Origin of the sequence: Streptomyces sp. NPDC041068 (assembly GCF_040647455.1) — a bacterium.
GTDB lineage: Bacteria > Actinomycetota > Actinomycetes > Streptomycetales > Streptomycetaceae > Streptomyces.
On sequence record NZ_JBEZCG010000020.1, the window covers coordinates 17,746 to 36,955 of the forward strand.

Genomic DNA, 19,210 nt, shown 5'->3' on the forward strand with positions numbered 1-19,210 from the left:
CGATGAACAGAATGGGTGGGGAGAAGCGCCGACCACAAGAAGGTCCGTGCCGCCCGTCCCGCCGGCGGGACGGGCGGCGTCCACCGTGGGAGCGCGCCGTCCCTGCGACCGGTCTTGCCCTACGTGTATGTATGCGTATACTCATACGCAGACGTTGACCGATGCGGCGGAGGTGAGACGCGAGTGCCGAGCAAGACGATCTACGTGTCCGAAGGTGATGCAGAGCTCTTCAAGCGAGCCCAGGCCTTGGCCGGAGACAACTTGTCGGCGGCGATCGCGACTGCCTTGCGTCGGTACGTGGAGCTGGAAGAGGCTCGTGAGGACGGCTACGAAGAGATCATCGTGAGCATCGGCCGTGCCACGCGCCGCAAGGTCCGCTTCATCGGTGCGCTCGTCGGTGAATGGGGGCAGCAGTCCGCCGCCGGCCGTGTCGAGGTGCTCCGGGTGTACCAGACCCGCGCCGGTCGCTACGCCGTGTACGCGGACCGCTCGTCGGAGGACACCTGGAAGGCGGGTCCGACGGGAGCGTCTTCCGGCGACGGTTCGTCCGGTGGCTGGCGGAACTATCTCGGCTATCTGGGCCTGGGTGAGCAGCATTGGAGCTTCGTTCAGGGTGAAGCGACCCTCGAAGTCTTCGATTCTCTTGAGGAGCTACGCGGCAAACTCCCCGCGGATTTCTACGAAAGCATCGCCAATGCCGACGGAGAGCCCGCCGTAGAAGATCTTGATATCTAGTCACGAGATGAGGAGTAATGATCGACGCGCAATTCGAACCGGCGATCTCGGCGGCCGGGCTGAAAAAGTCTTATGGCGAGAAGGTGGTGCTCGATGGAATAGATCTGAACGTTGCCGAGGGCACCATCTTCTCGCTGCTCGGACCCAATGGTGCCGGTAAGACCACCGCTGTTCAGATCCTGTCCACGCTCATCCCCGCCGACGCCGGAACCGCCCGGATCTCGGGCCACGACCTGGCTCGGGACGCCGAAGGCGTACGCCGCTCGATCGGCGTCACCGGCCAGTTCTCCGCCGTGGACAACCTGCTGACCGCCGAGGAGAACCTGATCCTCATGGCGGACCTGCAGCATCTGGGCCGAGACGAGGGCCGCAGGCGTGCCGCCGAACTCCTGGCGCGCTTCGACCTCACCGAGGCGTCCAAGAAGCCGGTCTCGACCTTCTCGGGCGGCATGAGGCGCAAGCTCGACCTGGCGATGACGCTGGTCAGCCGTCCCCGCGTCATCTTTCTCGACGAGCCGACCACCGGTCTCGACCCGCGCAGTCGCCGCACGATGTGGGACCTGATTCGTGATCTGGTCGCCGACGGCGTCACCATCTTCCTCACCACGCAGTACCTGGAAGAGGCGGATCAGCTCGCTGACCGGATCGCCGTTCTGGACCAGGGGAAGCTGGTCGCCGAGGGCACCGCGGAGGAGCTGAAGCGCCGCATCCCCGGCGGCCACATCCGGGTGCGGTTCAAGAGTGCCGAGGAACTGGAGGCGGCGGCCCACCTGTTCGGCTCCGTGGCGTCCAGCGACGAAGACCTCACGCTGCAGATCCCCAGCGACGGCAGCTTCCCGGCCCTGCGGGCCGTGATGGACACCTTGGAGTCCGCTTCCGTCGACGCGGAAGCCCTCACCGTGCACACCCCCGACCTTGACGACGTCTTCTTCGCCCTCACCGGCCGTCCCAAGGCAGAGGCCACCTCGGAGCTGGAAGGCGTGTCATGAGCAGTGCGTCCTATGCCCTGACCGATTCGATGACGATGCTGCGCCGCAATCTGCGGCACCTGTCGCGGTATCCCATCATGATCATCGCGTACGTGGGGCAGCCCGTCTTCATCCTGTTGGTGATGGTCGGCATCTTCGGCAACACGCTGGGGGACGGCCTCGCGGCATCCGCGGGTTCCGATCGGTACGTCGACTTCGTCGCCCCGGCGATGATCCTGATCACTGTGAACTACGGGTGCACCACAACGGCGATGAATGTCAGCAATGACATGACCGCCGGCATCATGGACCGCTTCCGCACCATGGCCATCGCCCGTTCCTCGATCCTGATCGGGCACGTTCTCGAAGCTGTCATGCGCACGATGATGAGCATCGCTCTCGTCCTCGGCGTGGCGTTGGCCCTCAAGTTCCGGCCCAATGCCAACTTCGCCGAGTGGGTCGCCACCGTCGGCATGATCGGGCTGATCACCCTTGCGTTCACCTGGCTGGTGATCGCGTTCGCCCTCGCCACGAAGAGCCTCGAAGGGGCCAACAGCCTCACGCTGCCCCTGCAGTTCCTGCCCTTCCTCAGCAGCGCGTTCGTGCCCGCCTCGTCCATGCCCGCCGGGGTCTCCTGGGTCGCCGACAACCAGCCCCTCACGCCCATGGTCAACACTCTGCGCGGGCTTCTGATGGGCACGGAGATCGGTAACGACGGCATCATCGCCGTCGCCTGGTGTGTCGGCATCGTCCTGGTCGGCTACTTCTGGTCGAAGCGCTCCTTCAGCCGCAACTCCACGGCCCCCGTCGCGGCCATCGCGACCAAGTAGCGCCCGCCGTCTCCCGAGTGGCGTGCCCCCCGCCGCCACTCGGGGCAAGGCGTCCCCCTTGTCTCTCCTCCCTTTCCTGCCCATCTCGACGGGAGCCCTTTCGCCGTGGCTACGTTCCTCTACAAACTCGGACGCTTCGCCTTCCGCAGGCGGGGCTTGACAACTCTCCTGTGGGTGCTGGTCCTGGGCGGAGTGGGCTTCGCCGCCACGTCGGCCCCGACTCCCCCCGCCGACACCTTCTCGATGCCGGGCACGGAATCGCAGAAGGCGTACGACCTGCTGGAGAAGAAGTTCCCGGGCGCGAGCGCCGACGGCGCCAGCGCGCGCGTGGTGATGCGCGCTCCGGACGGCCGGAAGATCACCGACCCGGCCGAGAAGAAGAAGGTCGACGCCCTCCTGGCCGATCTGCGGAAGGCCCCCCAAGTCGCGGCCGTCGCCGATCCGTTCAAGGTCAAGAGCGTCAGCAAGGACGGCACCACCGCCTACGCCATCGCGACGTACGAAGTCGCCGCCACCAAGGTGAGCGACAAGGCGCACGACGCGCTCACCGAAGCCACCGAGCAGGCGCGCGAGTCCGGCCTGACCGTCGAGGCCGGCGGTGACGCCGTCAAGGTGGAGGCCACGGCGAGTGGTTCCGCCGAGAGCATCGGCATCGTCGTCTCCGCCATCGTCCTGCTCATCACCTTCGGCTCGCTCGTCGCCGCGGGCATGCCCCTGCTCACCGCGATCATCGGCGTCGGTATCGGCGTCTCGGCCGTCATCGCCCTGGGCAGCACACTCGGACTGTCGACGACGACGTCGACCCTGGCCATGATGATCGGCCTGGCGGTGGGGATCGACTACGCCCTGTTTGTCGTCTCCCGCTACCGCGCCGAGATGGCCGAGGGCCGGGAGCGCCAGGAGGCCGCCGGACGCGCGGTCGGCACCGCGGGCTCCGCCGTCGTCTTCGCCGGACTCACCGTCATCGTGGCCCTCGCGGGCCTGGCCGTGGTGAACATTCCGATGCTCACCAAGATGGGCCTGGCCGCCGCCGGCACGGTGGCCATCGCCGTCCTCATCGCCGTCAGCCTCATTCCCGCACTGCTCGGCTTCGCCCCGGTCAAGGTGCTGCGCCGCAGGGACCGCAAGCAGCACTACGGCAAACCGCTCTCGGAACGCCAGCAGCGCAAGGCCGACAAGCTGGCCGCACGGCAGAAGCCGAATCTCGGCACCCGCTGGGCCGGACACGTGCTGCGTCACCCCATCGCCGTCCTGCTGGTCGGCGTGGTCGGTCTCGGTGCCGTCGCCGTCCCCGCCGCCAGCCTGGAACTCGGGCTGCCCGGTGAGGGCACCATGGCGAAGGACACCACGCAGCGCAAGGCGTACGACATGCTGACGGAGTCCTTCGGAGACGGCTTCAACGGGCCTTTGACCGTCACCATCGAGGACAAGGACGCCGCCAAGGCCGCGGAGGACGTGCGCGGTCGCATCACCAAGGAGCCCGGCGTCACCTCGGTGGGCCCTGCCACCGTCAACAAGGCGGGCGACACCGCCATCGTCAACGTCGTTCCCACCACGGGACCGAACGAGGAGAAGACCGAGAAGCTCGTCAAGTCGCTGCGGCACATGGCCGACGGCGTCCAGGCCAACGGTGGGCCGGAGATCCTGCTGACCGGCCAGACCGCCTTGTTCATCGACTTCTCCCAGACTCTGGACGACGCACTGCTGCCCTACCTCGGGCTGGTGGTCGGCCTCGCGTTCCTCCTGCTGATGCTCGTGTTCCGCTCGATCCTGGTCCCGCTCAAGGCGGCGCTCGGCTTCCTGCTCTCGGTGTCCGCCGCTCTCGGCGCTGTCGTCGCGGTCTTCCAGTGGGGCTGGCTGGCCGACGTCCTCGGCATCGACCAGCCGGGCCCGGTGATGAGCACGATGCCGATCTTCATGATCGGTGTGGTCTTCGGCCTCGCCATGGACTACGAGGTCTTTCTGGTGACGCGGATGCGGGAGGCGTACAGCCACGGAGCGGACACGCAGGAGGCGGTCGTGACCGGCTTCCGGCACGGTGGGCGCGTGGTCGCGGCCGCCGCGATCATCATGGCGAGCGTCTTCTCCGGCTTCATCATGGACCAGAACGACTTCGTGAAGATGATCGGCTTCGGTCTTGCCGTCGCCGTGCTCTTCGACGCGTTCATCGTGCGCATGATGATCGTCCCCGCCCTGTTCGCCCTGCTCGGCAAGGCGGCGTGGTGGTTGCCGCGATGGCTCGACCGGCTCCTCCCCGACATGGACGTCGAGGGCGCGAAGCTGTCCCGGTACCAGCAGTCCGCGTCCGTGACGGAGCCGCCGCACCAGCGCGAGCGTGATCCCTACTTCTCGAAGTAGGACATCGACCATTCCCCTACGGACGGGCCGACCTGGTTCCCCCGGCCAGGCGGCCCGGCCCCGGCGGGCCGGTCCGGCAGCTCTCCCGGCTGTCGGCCCGGCCCGTTCACCTTTGGAGCGGGCCGGTGTCGCCCCCCGCCCAGGCCCTACTCTGCGTACGTGTACACATTTGATGCCGGACGCAGGTGCGTGAGCCCGCGCCGTGCAGAGAACATGCAGGTCGGAGTGAGTGTGGAGCAGGTTGCATGCGGTTGACGGTCTTCTGGCAGCGGATGGCGGACCACTTCGGAGCGGGGTACGCCGACTCCTTCGCGCGCGACCACGTGATGGCGCAGCTGGGCGGGCGGACGGTCCACGAGGCGCTCGACGCGGGCTGGGAGGCCAAGGACGTCTGGCGCGCGGTGTGCGCGGCGATGGACGTACCGGCCGAAAAGCAATGACTGCGGACGGCTTGATGCCGCCGGAGGGCTCCACGCGCGCGTAGCAGGCAGGGCTCCACGCGCGCGTAGCAGGCAGGGCTCCACGCGCGCGTAGACCGTCCCAAGATGCGGGGGTGGCGGCCGAATGCCGGCGGCGTGGGCGAGACTGGCTCCGTGGCACCGACAGACGAGACCGCGCAGGTCACTCAGGACACCGCTCCACTCGGCACGACGCCGCCCGCACAGCCCCCCACCGGGGCCGAGGCGGGGCGTGGCGCCCGCATGCCGCGCTGGCTGCCGCGTGCCATGGTGCTCGCCCTGGCGCTCATCGCCTGTTTCCAGCTGGGCAGTTGGGCCTTCCACCAGCTGACCGGACTCTTGATCAACATCCTGATCGCGTTCTTCCTGGCGCTCGCGGTCGAGCCCGCGGTGAGCTGGATGGCGGCGCGCGGGCTGCGCAGGGGCTTCGCCACCTTCCTGGTCTTCATGAGCGTCGTGATCGTGGGCGCGGGCTTCGTGACACTGATGGGCTCGATGCTCGCCGGCCAGATCGTGGACATGGTCGAGGACTTCCCCGACACCCTCGACAAGGTCATCAGCTGGATCAACCAGACGTTCCACACGGACCTGTCCCGCGTCGAGGTGCAGGACAGCCTGGTCCACTCCGACTGGCTGCAGAAGTACGTGCAGAACAGCGCCAGCGGCGTCCTGGACGTCTCCGCGCAGGTCCTCGGCGGCCTCTTCCAGCTCCTGACCATCCTGCTGTTCTCGTTCTACTTCGCGGCCGACGGGCCGCGGCTGCGACGGGCCCTGTGCTCGGTGCTGCCGCCCGCCAAGCAGGCCGAGGTGCTGCGCGCCTGGGAGATCGCGGTCGACAAGACCGGCGGCTACCTCTACTCGCGCGGACTGATGGCGCTGATCTCCGGGATCGCGCACTACATCCTGCTCGAGGCCCTGGACGTCCCCTACGCACCCGTGCTCGCCGTGTGGGTGGGCCTCGTCTCCCAGTTCATCCCCACCATCGGCACGTATCTGGCGGGTGCCTTGCCGATGCTGATCGCCTTCACGGTCGATCCCTGGTACGCGCTCTGGGTGCTGATCTTCGTGGTCATCTACCAGCAGTTTGAGAACTACGTCCTGCAGCCCAAGCTCACCGCCAAGAGCGTCGACATCCACCCCGCGGTCGCCTTCGGTTCGGTCATCGCGGGCACGGCGCTCCTCGGCGCTGTCGGCGCACTGATCGCCATCCCCGCCGTCGCGACACTGCAGGCCTTCCTCGGGGCGTACGTGAAGAGGTACGACGTCACGGACGACCCCCGGGTGCACGGCCACCGGCGCCGCGGCGGAGCAACCCTCCTCGCGCGCGTGCGGGGCGCGCTGCGGGGGCCGAACGAGCCGGGGGCGGCGGCGCAGGCCGACGCCGACGCGGAGCCGAGGCGGGACGACCGCTCGTAGGAGACGGGCCCGGGTGCCCGGCCCGGGGCCCGGCTCGGGGGCGACCGACGGTGCCGCTGGCGCCCCTCCGCGTGACCCCGATCCACGGCGTGCCGCGCTTGACACCAAAATCGAACATCCATTCTTATGGGGTGGCTGGCGGCTCGAGTTATCCACAGGCTGGACGGGCGTCGGGGCGGATTGTCAGTGGCAGGCGTTAGCGTCTTTGACGTGAAGCGATCGACTCAAGCAAATCGGGTGGAACCCATGGCAGGAACCGACCGCGAGAAGGCGCTCGACGCCGCGCTCGCACAGATTGAACGGCAATTCGGCAAGGGCGCAGTGATGCGCATGGGCGAGCGGCCGAACGAGCCCATCGAGGTCATCCCCACCGGGTCGACCGCGCTCGACGTCGCGCTCGGCGTCGGCGGCATCCCGCGCGGCCGTGTGGTGGAGGTGTACGGCCCGGAGTCCTCCGGTAAGACGACCCTCACGCTGCACGCCGTGGCCAACGCCCAGCGCGCCGGCGGCGCGGTCGCCTTCGTGGACGCCGAGCACGCCCTCGACCCCGAGTACGCGAAGAAGCTCGGCGTCGACATCGACAACCTCATCCTGTCCCAGCCGGACAACGGCGAGCAGGCCCTCGAGATCGTCGACATGCTGGTCCGCTCCGGCGCCCTCGACCTGATCGTCATCGACTCCGTCGCCGCGCTCGTGCCGCGCGCGGAGATCGAGGGCGAGATGGGCGACTCGCACGTGGGTCTGCAGGCCCGCCTGATGAGCCAGGCGCTCCGGAAGATCACCAGTGCGCTCAACCAGTCCAAGACCACTGCGATCTTCATCAACCAGCTCCGCGAGAAGATCGGCGTCATGTTCGGCTCCCCGGAGACCACGACCGGTGGCCGGGCCCTGAAGTTCTACGCCTCGGTGCGCATGGACATCCGCCGCATCGAGACCCTCAAGGACGGCACGGACGCGGTCGGCAACCGCACCCGCGTCAAGGTCGTCAAGAACAAGGTCGCGCCGCCCTTCAAGCAGGCCGAGTTCGACATCCTCTACGGCCAGGGCATCAGCCGCGAGGGCGGCCTGATCGACATGGGCGTCGAGCACGGCTTCGTCCGCAAGGCCGGCGCCTGGTACACGTACGAGGGCGACCAGCTCGGCCAGGGCAAGGAGAACGCCCGCAACTTCCTGAAGGACAACCCCGACCTCGCCAACGAGATCGAGAAGAAGATCAAGGAGAAGCTGGGCGTCGGTGTGAAGCCCGAGGCTCCGGCCGAGCCGGGTGCGGAAGCGGCGGGCGCGACCCCGGCCGACGACGCCAAGACGGTGCCCGCGCCGGCGGCCAAGGCCACCAAGTCCAAGGCCGCGGCGGCCAAGAGCTAGTCCGTGACGCGACGAACGGACTGGGCGGAGTACACCGCCCCCGAGAGCCGCACCGGCCCTGCCGGGTGGGGCCATGGGGACGGTGCGGATCAGGACGGCACCGGCCGGGACGAGCACCGCGGCGGAAGCTTCGGGGACGGCGAAGGCAGCGGGTCCCGGGAGGGCGGATCCCGGGACGGCGGCCGCGGCCGTGGGCGCCGGCGGCGGCGCGGCGGCTTCGACGGCCACCAGGACAGCGACTCCCCCTCCTCGTCGAGGGCCGAGACGGGGGAGTCGCCGACGGGGGATCCGGCTGAGCGGGCGCGGGCGATCTGTCTGCGCCTGCTCACCGGTACCCCGCGCACGCGCAAACAGCTCGCGGACGCGCTGCGCAAGCGGGAGATCCCCGATGACGTGGCGGAGGAAGTGCTCTCCCGCTTCGAAGAGGTCGGCCTGATCAACGACAGCGCCTTCGCGGACGCCTGGGTGGAGTCGCGGCACCACGGCCGCGGTCTGGCCCGGCGCGCCCTCGCGCGGGAGCTGCGTACCAAGGGTGTGGAATCCACCCTGATCGACGAGGCCGTCGGGCAGCTCGACTCGGAGCAGGAGGAGGCGACCGCGCGCGAGCTCGTCGCCCGCAAGCTCCGCTCCACGCGCGGCCTCGACCGCGACAAGCGCCTGCGCCGTCTCGCGGGCATGCTCGCCCGCAAGGGCTACGGGGAAGGCATGGCGCTCCGAGTGGTCCGCCAGGCCCTCGAGGAAGAGGGCGAGGAGACCGACGACTTGGGGTACGAGGGTTTCTGAGCAGGCCGCTCCCACGGGGGTGGGGCGGCAGCCGGAGCGACTCACGTACCCCAACCAGCGCTCCGCGGGGTGGGGTTAACCCCCCTGCGGAGACGCCGGGCCGCCGCAGTGCACAGACATCTGTGCACAGGCGACTGTGTACGCATGGCACAGGAACCCGGCACCTCTGACACGAAGCGGCCCGAGAACCCGGCCCCGCGAGAGCTGACCGACCTCCGCGTTCTCAAAGCCCTCGCGCAGCCGCGGCGGCAGCAGATGCTGCAGCACCTCACTGTGCATGGTCCCGCCACCTCGGCGACGCTCGCCAGGGCCCTTGGGCTCAACACCGGGGCCACCAGCTACCACCTGCGTGAGCTCGCCCGCTACGGCTTCGTCGAGGAGACGCACGGCTCGGGGCACGGGCGCGAGCGGTGGTGGCGGGCTGTTCCCGGGGACCGGCGCTTTGTGCCGCGCAGCAGGCAGAGCCCCGAGATGCGGCTCGTCATGGACGAGCTCAACCACCTCTCGTACGCCGCCGATCTGGAGCTCTTCGAGCAGCTGCAGCGGCAGAGCGGCCCCGAACTCGGCGAATGGGCCGACGCGTTCCCCTTCTCGCGCGGCACGATCCGGCTGACCCTCCCCGAACTCCGTGAGTTCTTCGAGGAGTACATCGCGCTGCTCAACCGCTACAAGCGGCCCGACGTCGATACTCCCGCCGACGCCCGCACCGTCCTCACTCGGTTCCTGGCCTTCCCCGCGCCCGCATCATCCCGGGCCTCCGACAACAGAAGAGAGACCGAGCCCTCATGATGCTGCGCTACGCACTGCAGACGGTCAGGGACCGCAAGGGCGGATTTCTGGGCGCGTTCCTCGCGCTGATGTGCGCCGCGGCCCTCGTCACGGCCTGCGGCACGCTCCTGGAGACCGGCCTGCGCGGCACGATCAAGACCGAGCGCTACGCCGCCGCCCCCGTGATCGTCTCCGCCGACCAGAACGTCCACCGGACCACGGTCGAGCACAAGAAGGGCAAGACGAAGGTCAAGCACAAGGCGAAACCGATCGCCGAACGGGCCTGGCTGCCGGCCGAGGACATCGAGAACAGGCTCGAGAAAGTCCCCGGTGTCCGTGTGGTGGTTCCCGAACTCACCTTCCTCGCCGAGCCGTTGACGCCCGCTGTCGCGCGGGACGACGCCAAGCCCTCGTACGGCCATGCCTGGACGTCCGCCGCACTCACCCCCTTCCGCCTCGTCGACGGCAGGGCCCCGCGCGCGGCCGACGACCTCGTCATCGACCGTGACCTCGCCGACCGCGCGGGGCTGAAGCCCGGCGACCGCCTCACCGTCCAGTCGACGCAGAGCCCGCGCGGCTACCGCATCTCCGGTGTCGCCGCCCCCGAGAACGGCTCCCTCGCCCACCAGACCTCGCTGTTCTTCTCCACCGAGGAGGCCGAGCGGCTCGCGGCGCATCCCGGAAAGGTCACCGCCTTCGGCGTCGTACCGGACGGGGGCACCGCCGTCACCGCCCTCGAGAAGGCGGTGGAGCACGCCGTCGACGGCACCCGGGCGCAGGTCAGTGCCGGAGAGGACCGCGGCCCCGTGGAGTTCCTCGACGCCGCGGGCGCGCGCGTCAAGCTCGTCAGCATGGGCGGAGCCATGGGCGGCACGTCCCTCCTCGTCGCCGTCCTCGTGGTCGTCGGCACCTTCGCGCTCTCCGTCCAGCAGCGCCACCGCGAACTCGCCCTGCTCCGCGCCGTCGCCGCGACCCCGAAGCAGATCCGCAGGCTTCTCGGCCGCGAGGCGCTGATCGTCGGCGCCGCGGCGGGCGTCGCCGGATCGCTCGCCGGCCTCCCGCTCGGGGGCCTGCTGCACGACCGGTTCGTGGCGACGGGAGCCGTGCCCGCCACCCTCGAACGTGCCGTCAGTGTCTTTCCGCCCCTGGCCGCCGTCGCCGCGACCCTGCTCGGCGCCTGGGCCGCCGCCCGCATCGCGGGGCGCCGCGTCGTCCGGATCCGCCCGGCACAGGCCCTCGCAGAGGCGCGGGTCGAACGGCCCCGCCCCGCCTGGAGCCGCATCGTCGCGGGCCTCGTGCTGCTCGCCGCGGCCGTCGTCCTGATCGCGGTCCTGAGCATGCTGCGCACCGAGGCGGCGTCGACTCCCGTCACGTTCCTGGCCGTTGTGGTCTTCGCCGGTGCTGTCGCGCTCCTCGGGCCGCTCGTCGTCCGCGCGGCCGCCGCACTGTTGCGCGGCCCTCTCCGGCTGACGGGGCCCGGTGGCAGGCTCGCCCACGCCAACCTGCGAGGCAACGCGGCCCGGATGGCCGCCGCCGTCACCCCGCTCGCCCTCCTCACCGGCATGACCTGCACCGTCCTCTTCGTCCAGCCCACCCTCGGCGACGCCGCCCGCGCCCAGGCCCGTGACGGCATCCGCGCGGACTGGGTGCTCGCCGCACAGGGGCCCGGCGTCCCGGCGGAGGCCGCGCGGAAGCTGCGTACGACCGAAGGCGTCGAGGCCGCCACCGAGGTCGTCCGCACCACCGTGCGCGTCGGGCTCGACAAGTACCCGGCGCAGGGCGTCACTCCGGAGGGCCTCACCCGGACCTGGGACCCGGATGTCACCGCCGGATCGCTCAAGGGCTTCGACGAGGACGACGTCGCCGTCAGCGAACTCGCCGCGGACCAGCTCGGCCTGAAGCCGGGCAGCACGCTGAAGTTCACCCTGGGGGACGGCACGAAGGCCGAACTCACCGTCCGCGCCGTGTACGCACGTGGACTCGGGTTCGGTGATCTGACCATGGCCCACGCGCTGGTCGCCCGCCACGTCGACAACCCGCTCGCCGCCACGGTCCTCGTCAAGAGCGACCGTACGCAGGAACAACTCGCGGCAGGCATCGAGAAGTTCCCGGGTGTACGCGTGCTCACCCCGGCCGCCGTCGATGGTCTCCAGGCCGAGCGGCAGCAGGCCAACGCCGAGGTGAACCTCCTCGCGATGGGCCTCGTCCTGGCGTTCACCGCCATCGCCGTCGTCAACACGCTCGCGATGTCCGTGTCCGAGCGCATCCGTGAGTTCGCGATGCTGCGCCTCGCGGGGGCCACGCGCCGCCAGGTCCTGCGGATGCTGCGCACCGAGGCGCTGTCGGTCCTGCTCATCGGCACCGCGCTCGGCAGCGGCGTGGCGCTGGCCGTCCTGACCGCGTTCAGCGTGGGGATGACGGGCAGCGCGGCACCGTCGGTCGTCCCCTTGGTGTACGTCTCCGTGGTCGCCGTCGCCGGACTGCTCGCCCTGGTGGCGACGGCGCTACCGGGCCGCGCTGCCCTGAGGCCGCTTCCCGTCACGGTGGCAACGGCCAAGGAGTAAGGGGCAGTACGCAATGGTGGGTGCCCCTTACCGAGTCGTGCCGCAGGCCGGTGAGGGGCACCACGCGCGCGTGCTCACCCCTCGGCGGCCACCACCGGAAGCCCCGCTGCCCGCCACGCCTGGAACCCGCCGACGAGATCGGTCGCGTGGCGCAGCCCCAACTGCCGCAGGGAGAGGGCCGCGAGACTGGACGCGTACCCCTCGTTGCAGACCACGACGACACGCAGGTCGTGGCCCGTGGCCTCCGCGGCGCGGTGGCTGCCTTGGGGGTCGAGGCGCCACTCCAGTTCGTTGCGCTCGACGACCAGGGCGCCGGGGATCAGCCCGTCGCGCTCCCGCAGCGCCGCGTACCGGATGTCGACCAATAGACCTCCGGTACGCGTGGCGTCGTACGCTTCCTGGGGAGTGAGCCGGTGAAGGTCGAGCCGTACGCGTTCGAGCAACTCATCGATGCCGACGGGCCGTTCACTCACTGCCAGTCCTCCGGGCGCTCCACGGACTCCAGGCGCAGCACCTCGCCGGTGCGGCTGTAGCGGCGGATCCGCGGCAGGGGCGGGTAGTAGGCGTGTACGGAGACGGCGTGCTCGGTGGTGGACTCGTTCAGCACCTCGTGCACGTGGTTGCGACCGAAGGCGCGGCCCTCGCCGACCGCCAACTCCCGTTCGCGGTCGACGTCTTCGGAGAGCTCCAGGGTCTTCCAGCCGTCGGTGGGCAGGCGTACCGCGAGCGAGTTCTCCTTGAGGGTGCCCTGCGCGGTGAGAAAGGCGCCGATCGACTCCGCGTGGTCGTGCCAGCCGGTGCCGGTGCCGGGCGGCCAGCCGATCAGCCAGGCCTCGCTGCCCCCGGGACCCTCCAGGCGCACCCAGGTGCGGCCCTCGGGGTCGAGCGGCAGGGAGGCGATGAGCCCGGGGTCGGCCGCGCTGCGGCGGACGAAGTCGAGGAGTTCGGCGGCGGTGGGCGCCGCAGTGCGCGCGGACGCGGGGGAGGAGGGGGCGGAAGCAGACACGGTGACCGTCCTGAGGGTTCGCGGAAGGGCGCGCGAGACGTCCGGGAACCGGTGCTCCGCGCGCGGGGTGAGAAGAGCGAATTCAGCAGGACGGGTGACACACGCAGCCCGCGTAGCGGACGAGGTCCATATGGACCCTCCGCCACAGGCGCACATCGGTGTCGGTCACGATCCGGAGTAGACCATGGAGGGGGAGGTCGGTCAACTCCGGCTCGATGTGCGGTTGGACGGTCCGGCCCCGCGGATGACCGCTCTCCGCCCTGCTTCGCCTCCGCTCTCCGCCCTGCTTCGCCTCCGGTCCCCGCCCTACTTCGCTTCCGCCGGGCTCTCCTGCGCGCCCGCCAGGTCCCGCTCCGCGCCGTCCTCGCGCTCCGTCCGCGCCGGGCCGCCCAGGGCCGCCTCGGCGGCCGCGTACAGCTCGGCGGGGCGCACTCCGGACAGCGCGGTCACCAGGTGGCCGTCGGGGCGTACGAGCAGGACGGAGTGGGCGGCTGCCCCGGGGTAGCTCTCCGCGACGAGCAGTTCGGCGGGGTGCGGCAGCGCGGTGACGGCGGCGGCGAGCCGCGGCATGATCCCGGCCGTCACCCAGTGCCGCCGCTCCCACACCACGGTGCCGGGCGCGACGAGGACGACGAGCAGCTGCCCGAGCCCGAGCCGGTCCCGCAGCTGGACGAAGGACCCGTCGGGCGCTGTCACCTGCACATCGGCGACCGGCGCACCGGGCTGCGTGCCGACCGCCACCTCGGACTCGGACGGAGCAGCCGCCAGCGGCGAGTCGGCGTACGACGAGGGAGCGCCGAGCGGCCCGCGCCCCACATGACCGTCCGTGAGGAGCGTGTCGTGGCCGCGCGCGGCCCCCGGCACGTACGAGCGCAGGCCTTTGCCGCCGCGCAGTACGGGCAGCGACTGGTCCGCGGCGCGCAGGCGCGCGGCCACGCTTGCGCGCCGCTCGGCCTGGTAGCTGTCGAGCAGCGATTCGCGCGCGCCGTGGTGCCAGGCGAGCGCCAGCTTCCACGCGAGGTTGTCGGCGTCCCGCAGCCCCTCGTCGAGCCCCTGTGTGCCGAGCGCGCCGAGCAGATGCGCGGAGTCCCCGGCGAGGAAGGCGCGGCCGACCCGCCACCGCCTGGCGAGACGGTGGTGGACGGTGTGCACGCCCGTGTCGAGCAGTTCGTACGGCGGCGTGGCACCCTCGCACCAGCCCGCGAGGGTCTCCCGGATGCGGACGACGAGCGCGTCGGGCGTGACCAGCTCGCCGCGCGGCGGAAGCAGCCAGTCGAGCCGCCACACCCCGCCGGCGAGCGGACGGCCCGTCACTTCGGCGCCTCCGCCGCGCCACGGAGGCATCCGATGCAACAACGCTTCGCCCTGCCACGGAAGTTCCGTGCGCAGCGCGGCCACGGCGTGTCGCTCGACGGCCGTGCGCCCGGGGAAGCGGACGTCGAGCAGTTTGCGCACGGTCGAGCGCGGCCCGTCGCAGCCGACCAGATAACTGCCTCGCCACCACGTGTCCTTGGGGCCGCGCGTGTGCGCCGTCAGGCCGGAGGCGTCCTGTTCCAGGGAGTCGAGTTTGCTCTCGACCGCGACCTTCACGAGGCGCTCGTCGGCGATGGCGTCGCGCAGCGCGCCGGTCAGCACGTGCTGGGGCAGATGGAGCGGGGCGGGGGCCCCGTCACCGAAGGTGAGCTCCCGCATCAGCTGCTTGCGGCGCAAGGAGCGCCAGCTGTTCCAGCGTGCGCCCGACTCCGAGTCCCCGAACGAGTGACCCGCGAGCCGCTCGACGAATGCCGCGGTGTCCTCACGGAGTACCACGGTCCGCGCGGGCCGCTGTTCGTCCTTGCCGGGTCCTTCGTCGAGGACCACGGTGGGCACCGAGTGGCGGGCGAGCGCGAGGGCGAGCGCGAGGCCGACGGGGCCCGCGCCGACGACGATCACCGGGTCCACGGCGCACACCCTCCGCCCTGGCGGGCTCCGGGGGTCCGGACTGCCCGGAAGCGCTGGACGTACGTACAGGAACTGGCAGTTGGAGCCCGGTGCACGATCACAGAACGTATGCAACCCATTGCCGGTGCTTGCGTCAAGTGACGATGGCAGTGGCGTTCACCGGAAAAGGCGTGTGGGGGACAGCGCCGCGGCCGTCCCCCACATCAGCTCAGGATGTCAATCAGTTGGACTTTCCAACCTGACCGTCGGAGTCTCCCTTGTCCCCCTTGGGGCCGTCGGAGTCGCCCGCGGGGCGGTCGGTGTCGCCGTCGGACGGGTCGGGGGCCTCGGCCGGAGTGCCGGGGGCGCCCCCGGTGGCCTCCGGGCCGGGCTCCGCGGCGACCGTCGGGCCGAGCGGTGTGCCCGCGTCGAGCACGCCAGGGGCCTCGGCGGGCTCGGCGGCCGCGGCCACCACGATGCCGGTCTTGGCGCGGCGGCCGCGCTTCTCGATCCAGGTGGCGAGCGAGGAGAGCGCGAGGCAGAGCCCGATGTAGATGACACCGAAGACGGTGACCGTCTGGACGAACGGGTACGTGCCGTTCACCGGGGTGTTGTTGGCGATCAGCCGTGCCGAGTACAGGAGCTCGGGGTAGAGGATCATGAAGCCGAGCGAGGTGTCCTTGAGGGTCACCACGAGCTGGCTGATGATCGTCGGCAGCATCGACCGGATGGCCTGCGGGAAGAGGATGCTGGTCATGACCTGGGTCTTGCTCAGACCCAGGGCGTAGGCCGCTTCCCGCTGCCCCTTGGGCACGGCATTGATGCCCGCGCGCAGCACCTCGGCCTGGACGCAGCCGTTGTAGATGGTCAGACCCAGGACCAGCGCCCACAGCGGGGTCATGTCACCGAGGATGCCGACCCACAGGGCGAAGATCGTGATCAGCAGCGGGATCGACCGGAAGAGGTCGATGAAGGCGACCGAGACCCAGCGGATGGGCCGGTGGTCGGAGAGCCTGCCGACGCACAGGACGACCGCGAAGATCAGCGAGAAGACACCGGCGAGGGCGAAGGCCTTCAGCGTCGCGATGAGCGCGTCGAAGATGTTCTGGCGGATGCCCGAGTAGTTGAAGATGTCCCACAGGGCGCCGTCGAACTCGCCCTTCTCGTTGAGCCGCAGCACGACCCAGACGAGCAGGCCGAGCAGCGCCGCGGAGCCGATGACCGAGTAGATGACATTGCGGACCTTGGCCTTGGGGCCGGGTGCGTCGAAGAGAACGCTGGCGCTCATCGGGCGACCTCCATGCGGTGCTCGAGCAGCCGGAAGAGGCCGTTGATGGCGTACGTGATGATCAGGTAGGCGACCGTGATCCACACGAAGATCATCACGATGTCGTAGCCCTCGTTGCTGAGCGTCTTGGTGATGTTGAACAGCTCGACGTTGTCGAAGCCGCCCGCGATCGCCGAGTTCTTGGTCAGCGCGATGAAGATCGAGCCCATCGGGGCGATGACCGCGCGGGTGGCCTGCGGGAGCACCACGATCCGCATGACCTGCGTGAAGCTCATGCCGATGGCGCGCGCCGCCTCGGCCTGGCCCATCGGCACGGTGTTGATGCCCGAGCGGAGGGCCTCGGCTATGAAGGACGACGTGTAGAAGCCCAGCGCCGTGACGGCGAGCACGAAGGAGTCCATGTCCGGGAACAGGATCTTCGGCAGGATGAAGAAGGCCACCAGGAACAGCAGGGTGAGCGGGGTGTTCCGGAGGATGTTCACCCACAGGGTGCCGAAGATGCGGAGCGGCGGCACCGGGGAGACCCGGAAGGCGGCGATGATCACGCCGAGCACCATGGCGATGATCCCGCTGACCACGGTCAGCTCCACGGTGCCGATGAACCCCTCGCGGAACAGCGACAGGTTGTCGGTCAGTACGTTCATGAATTCTCCGCGAGAGGGCGGTCGGGCGGCGATGTGCTCACAAGACGCCCCGCCCCGCACGGACGTTCAGGCCGTACGAAGCGGGGCGCGGGGTGTCACTTGGGGTCGGTGAAGGCCGGCGGCTCCTGGTAGTCCGAGCCGGACTTGCCGATGGTGGCGTCGAACGCCTTCTTGTAGTCGCCGTTCTCCTGGTGCGCCTTGATGGCGTCCGCGACGGCCTTCTGCAGTGCGGAGTCACCCTTCTTGAGGCCGACGCCGTAGGGCTCGTCCGAGAAGGGCTTGCCGACGACCTTGAGCTTCTTCGGGTTCTGCGCCGCGTAACCCATCAGGATGGCGTCGTCGGTGGTGACGGCGTCGACCTGGTTGTTGAGCATCTGGGCCACGCACTCCGAGTACTTGGAGAGCTCGGTCACCTTGGCGCCGTACTTCGGCTTCTTGATGTTCTGCAGCGGCGTCGAGCCGACGATGGAACAGACCTTCTTGCCGCGGACGGTCTCCGGGCCCTTGATGTCCTTCTCGTCCATGCGGACCAGGAGGGAGGCACCGGCGTGGTAGTACGGGCCGGCGAAGTCGATCTGCTTCTTGCGCTCGTCGTTGATCGTGTACGTGCCGATCATCAGGTCGACGTCGCCCTTGGAGACCGCGGTCTCGCGCGCGCCGGAGTCGACCGTCTTCCACTCGATCTGCTTCGCCGAGAAGCCGAGGTCCGCCGCGATCATCTTGGCGATCTCGATGTCGAAGCCGGAGTACTCCTTGGTCGACTGGTCCTGGAAGCCCAGGTACGGCTGGTCGGCCTTGGCGCCGATGACCAGCTTGCCGCGCTTCTTGGCGTCCTTGAAGACCGAGGAGTCGACCGAGACGTCCTTCTTGACCGTGTAGCTGAGGGCCTTGGTGTCCTTGTCGTCAGGACCCTCCGGCTTGTCACCGGCCGAGCCCTCCTTGCCGCCACAGGCGGTGGCGACCAGGGACAGCGCGGCGACGGCCGCTGCGGCGGCAACGGACTTGCGGAGCTTCATGGTGAACATCCTTTGTTTCGACTGGTGTTGAGACGGCGTGGGAGCCTCAGTGTTTAAGGATCTTCGACAGGAAGTCCTTGGCCCGGTCGCTGCGCGGGTTGTTGAAGAACTGGTCCGGCACGGCCTCTTCGACGATGCGGCCGTCGGCCATGAACACGACGCGGTTGGCCGCGGAGCGGGCGAAGCCCATCTCGTGCGTGACCACGACCATCGTCATGCCGTCCCGGGCGAGCTGCTGCATCACCTCGAGGACCTCGTTGATCATCTCCGGGTCGAGCGCCGACGTGGGCTCGTCGAAGAGCATCACCTTCGGGTCCATCGCCAACGCCCGTGCGATCGCGACGCGTTGCTGCTGACCGCCCGAGAGCTGTGCGGGGTACTTGTCGGCCTGCGAGGCGACGCCCACGCGGTCCAGCAGACCGCGTGCCTTCTGCTCGGCCTCGTCCTTGCCGATCTTGCGCACCTTGGTCTGGCCCAGCGTCACGTTCTCGAGCACGGTCTTGTGCGCGAAAAGGTTGAAGGACTGGAAGACCATGCCCACGTCCGCGCGGAGACGGGCGAGTTCCTTGCCCTCCTGGGGCAGCGGCTTGCCGTCGATCGAGATGTCTCCCGAATCGATCGTCTCCAGGCGGTTGATGGCGCGGCACAGGGTCGACTTACCGGACCCGGAGGGGCCGATCACGACGACGACCTCGCCACGGGCGATGGTCAGGTCGATGTCCTGGAGGACGTGCAGAGCGCCGAAGTGCTTGTTGACGTTCTTCAGCACGACCAGGTCGTCCGCCCCGGGCGGTATGGCGTCCTTGGTCACCGATACTTCGGTCACGGCTTGTTGCTCCATCCTCCTCGGTTGGGAGGACAGTAATAACCCAGTGCGACCAGCGTCATTACATCTGAGGGGAAATTGAGCATAACGATCCGGCCGCAACCGGACACTCCGTGTGAAGAGGGTCCAGGGAGCGCGTACCGGGTGGGTAACGGAACGTGCTTGCGCCCCGAACCCTCTTGACGCGGTCCTTATCCATCGGAGTGGATGCCTTGGTGCGCACGCGCGACTACCGGCCACAACGGAACGACGGATGAACTGGAGG

Annotated in this window: 18 protein-coding genes; 10 read left to right on the forward strand and 8 right to left on the reverse strand. The window is 69.5% G+C overall.

Annotated elements, in window-relative coordinates; translation table 11 throughout:
- The first annotated feature begins 183 nt into the window (after positions 1–183).
- From AB0B50_RS36335 to AB0B50_RS36380, 10 genes are all read left to right on the forward strand, one after another.
- Positions 184–735: an EXLDI protein gene (locus AB0B50_RS36335; protein WP_362340101.1), complete on the forward strand. Its 552-nt coding sequence runs from the start codon at positions 184–186 to the stop codon at positions 733–735.
- A gap of 17 nt (positions 736–752) precedes the next feature.
- Positions 753–1,724, forward strand: a complete 972-nt coding sequence (locus AB0B50_RS36340) for an ATP-binding cassette domain-containing protein (protein WP_362340102.1) — start codon at positions 753–755, stop codon at positions 1,722–1,724.
- Positions 1,721–2,533 carry an ABC transporter permease gene (locus AB0B50_RS36345; protein WP_362340103.1) on the forward strand — a complete coding sequence of 271 codons (813 nt, stop codon included), beginning with the start codon at positions 1,721–1,723 and terminating at the stop codon, positions 2,531–2,533. Before AB0B50_RS36340 ends, AB0B50_RS36345 begins: the two co-directional genes overlap by 4 nt.
- A gap of 105 nt (positions 2,534–2,638) precedes the next feature.
- Entirely contained in the window at positions 2,639–4,891 is a 2,253-nt protein-coding gene (locus tag AB0B50_RS36350) for an MMPL family transporter (protein ID WP_362340104.1), read from the forward strand.
- A 245-nt stretch (positions 4,892–5,136) separates the two neighbouring features.
- Entirely contained in the window at positions 5,137–5,331 is a 195-nt protein-coding gene (locus AB0B50_RS36355; RefSeq protein ID WP_362340105.1) for a DUF3046 domain-containing protein, read from the forward strand.
- 153 nt (positions 5,332–5,484) lie between these two features.
- A complete protein-coding gene (locus tag AB0B50_RS36360; protein WP_362340106.1) occupies positions 5,485–6,765 on the forward strand; it encodes an AI-2E family transporter in 1,281 nt (426 codons plus the stop codon).
- A gap of 246 nt (positions 6,766–7,011) precedes the next feature.
- Positions 7,012–8,130: a recombinase RecA gene (gene recA / locus AB0B50_RS36365; RefSeq protein WP_362340107.1), complete on the forward strand. Its 1,119-nt coding sequence runs from the start codon at positions 7,012–7,014 to the stop codon at positions 8,128–8,130.
- Positions 8,131–8,133: 3 nt separating this feature from the next.
- Positions 8,134–8,913: a recombination regulator RecX gene (gene recX / locus AB0B50_RS36370; protein ID WP_362340108.1), complete on the forward strand. Its 780-nt coding sequence runs from the start codon at positions 8,134–8,136 to the stop codon at positions 8,911–8,913.
- Positions 8,914–9,057: 144 nt separating this feature from the next.
- Entirely contained in the window at positions 9,058–9,702 is a 645-nt protein-coding gene (locus tag AB0B50_RS36375; protein WP_362340109.1) for a helix-turn-helix domain-containing protein, read from the forward strand.
- Positions 9,699–12,245 (forward strand): FtsX-like permease family protein, encoded by a 2,547-nt coding sequence (locus AB0B50_RS36380; protein ID WP_362340110.1) that lies wholly within the window; start codon positions 9,699–9,701, stop codon positions 12,243–12,245. Before AB0B50_RS36375 ends, AB0B50_RS36380 begins: the two co-directional genes overlap by 4 nt.
- Before the next feature lie 74 nt (positions 12,246–12,319).
- Here the strand turns inward: AB0B50_RS36380 and AB0B50_RS36385 are convergent, their stop codons facing one another.
- From AB0B50_RS36385 to AB0B50_RS36420, 8 genes are all read right to left on the reverse strand, one after another.
- Positions 12,320–12,724 carry a rhodanese-like domain-containing protein gene (locus tag AB0B50_RS36385; protein WP_362340224.1) on the reverse strand — a complete coding sequence of 135 codons (405 nt, stop codon included), beginning with the start codon at positions 12,722–12,724 and terminating at the stop codon, positions 12,320–12,322.
- The gene (locus AB0B50_RS36390) at positions 12,715–13,251 is read right to left on the reverse strand and encodes a cysteine dioxygenase (protein WP_362340111.1); all 537 of its coding nucleotides are present in this window, start codon (positions 13,249–13,251) and stop codon (positions 12,715–12,717) included. Before AB0B50_RS36390 ends, AB0B50_RS36385 begins: the two co-directional genes overlap by 10 nt.
- Before the next feature lie 82 nt (positions 13,252–13,333).
- Positions 13,334–13,420 carry a putative leader peptide gene (locus tag AB0B50_RS36395; RefSeq protein WP_336621184.1) on the reverse strand — a complete coding sequence of 29 codons (87 nt, stop codon included), beginning with the start codon at positions 13,418–13,420 and terminating at the stop codon, positions 13,334–13,336.
- A gap of 137 nt (positions 13,421–13,557) precedes the next feature.
- Positions 13,558–15,192, reverse strand: coding sequence for an FAD-dependent monooxygenase (locus AB0B50_RS36400; protein WP_362340112.1), 1,635 nt, complete (start codon positions 15,190–15,192; stop codon positions 13,558–13,560).
- Positions 15,193–15,412: 220 nt separating this feature from the next.
- Positions 15,413–16,459 carry an amino acid ABC transporter permease gene (locus AB0B50_RS36405; RefSeq protein ID WP_362340113.1) on the reverse strand — a complete coding sequence of 349 codons (1,047 nt, stop codon included), beginning with the start codon at positions 16,457–16,459 and terminating at the stop codon, positions 15,413–15,415.
- Entirely contained in the window at positions 16,456–17,103 is a 648-nt protein-coding gene (locus AB0B50_RS36410) for an amino acid ABC transporter permease (RefSeq protein ID WP_362340114.1), read from the reverse strand. Before AB0B50_RS36410 ends, AB0B50_RS36405 begins: the two co-directional genes overlap by 4 nt.
- A 95-nt stretch (positions 17,104–17,198) precedes the next feature.
- Positions 17,199–18,119 carry a glutamate ABC transporter substrate-binding protein gene (locus tag AB0B50_RS36415; RefSeq protein WP_362340115.1) on the reverse strand — a complete coding sequence of 307 codons (921 nt, stop codon included), beginning with the start codon at positions 18,117–18,119 and terminating at the stop codon, positions 17,199–17,201.
- A 46-nt stretch (positions 18,120–18,165) separates the two neighbouring features.
- Positions 18,166–18,945: an amino acid ABC transporter ATP-binding protein gene (locus AB0B50_RS36420; RefSeq protein ID WP_362340116.1), complete on the reverse strand. Its 780-nt coding sequence runs from the start codon at positions 18,943–18,945 to the stop codon at positions 18,166–18,168.
- Positions 18,946–19,210 lie beyond the last annotated feature (265 nt).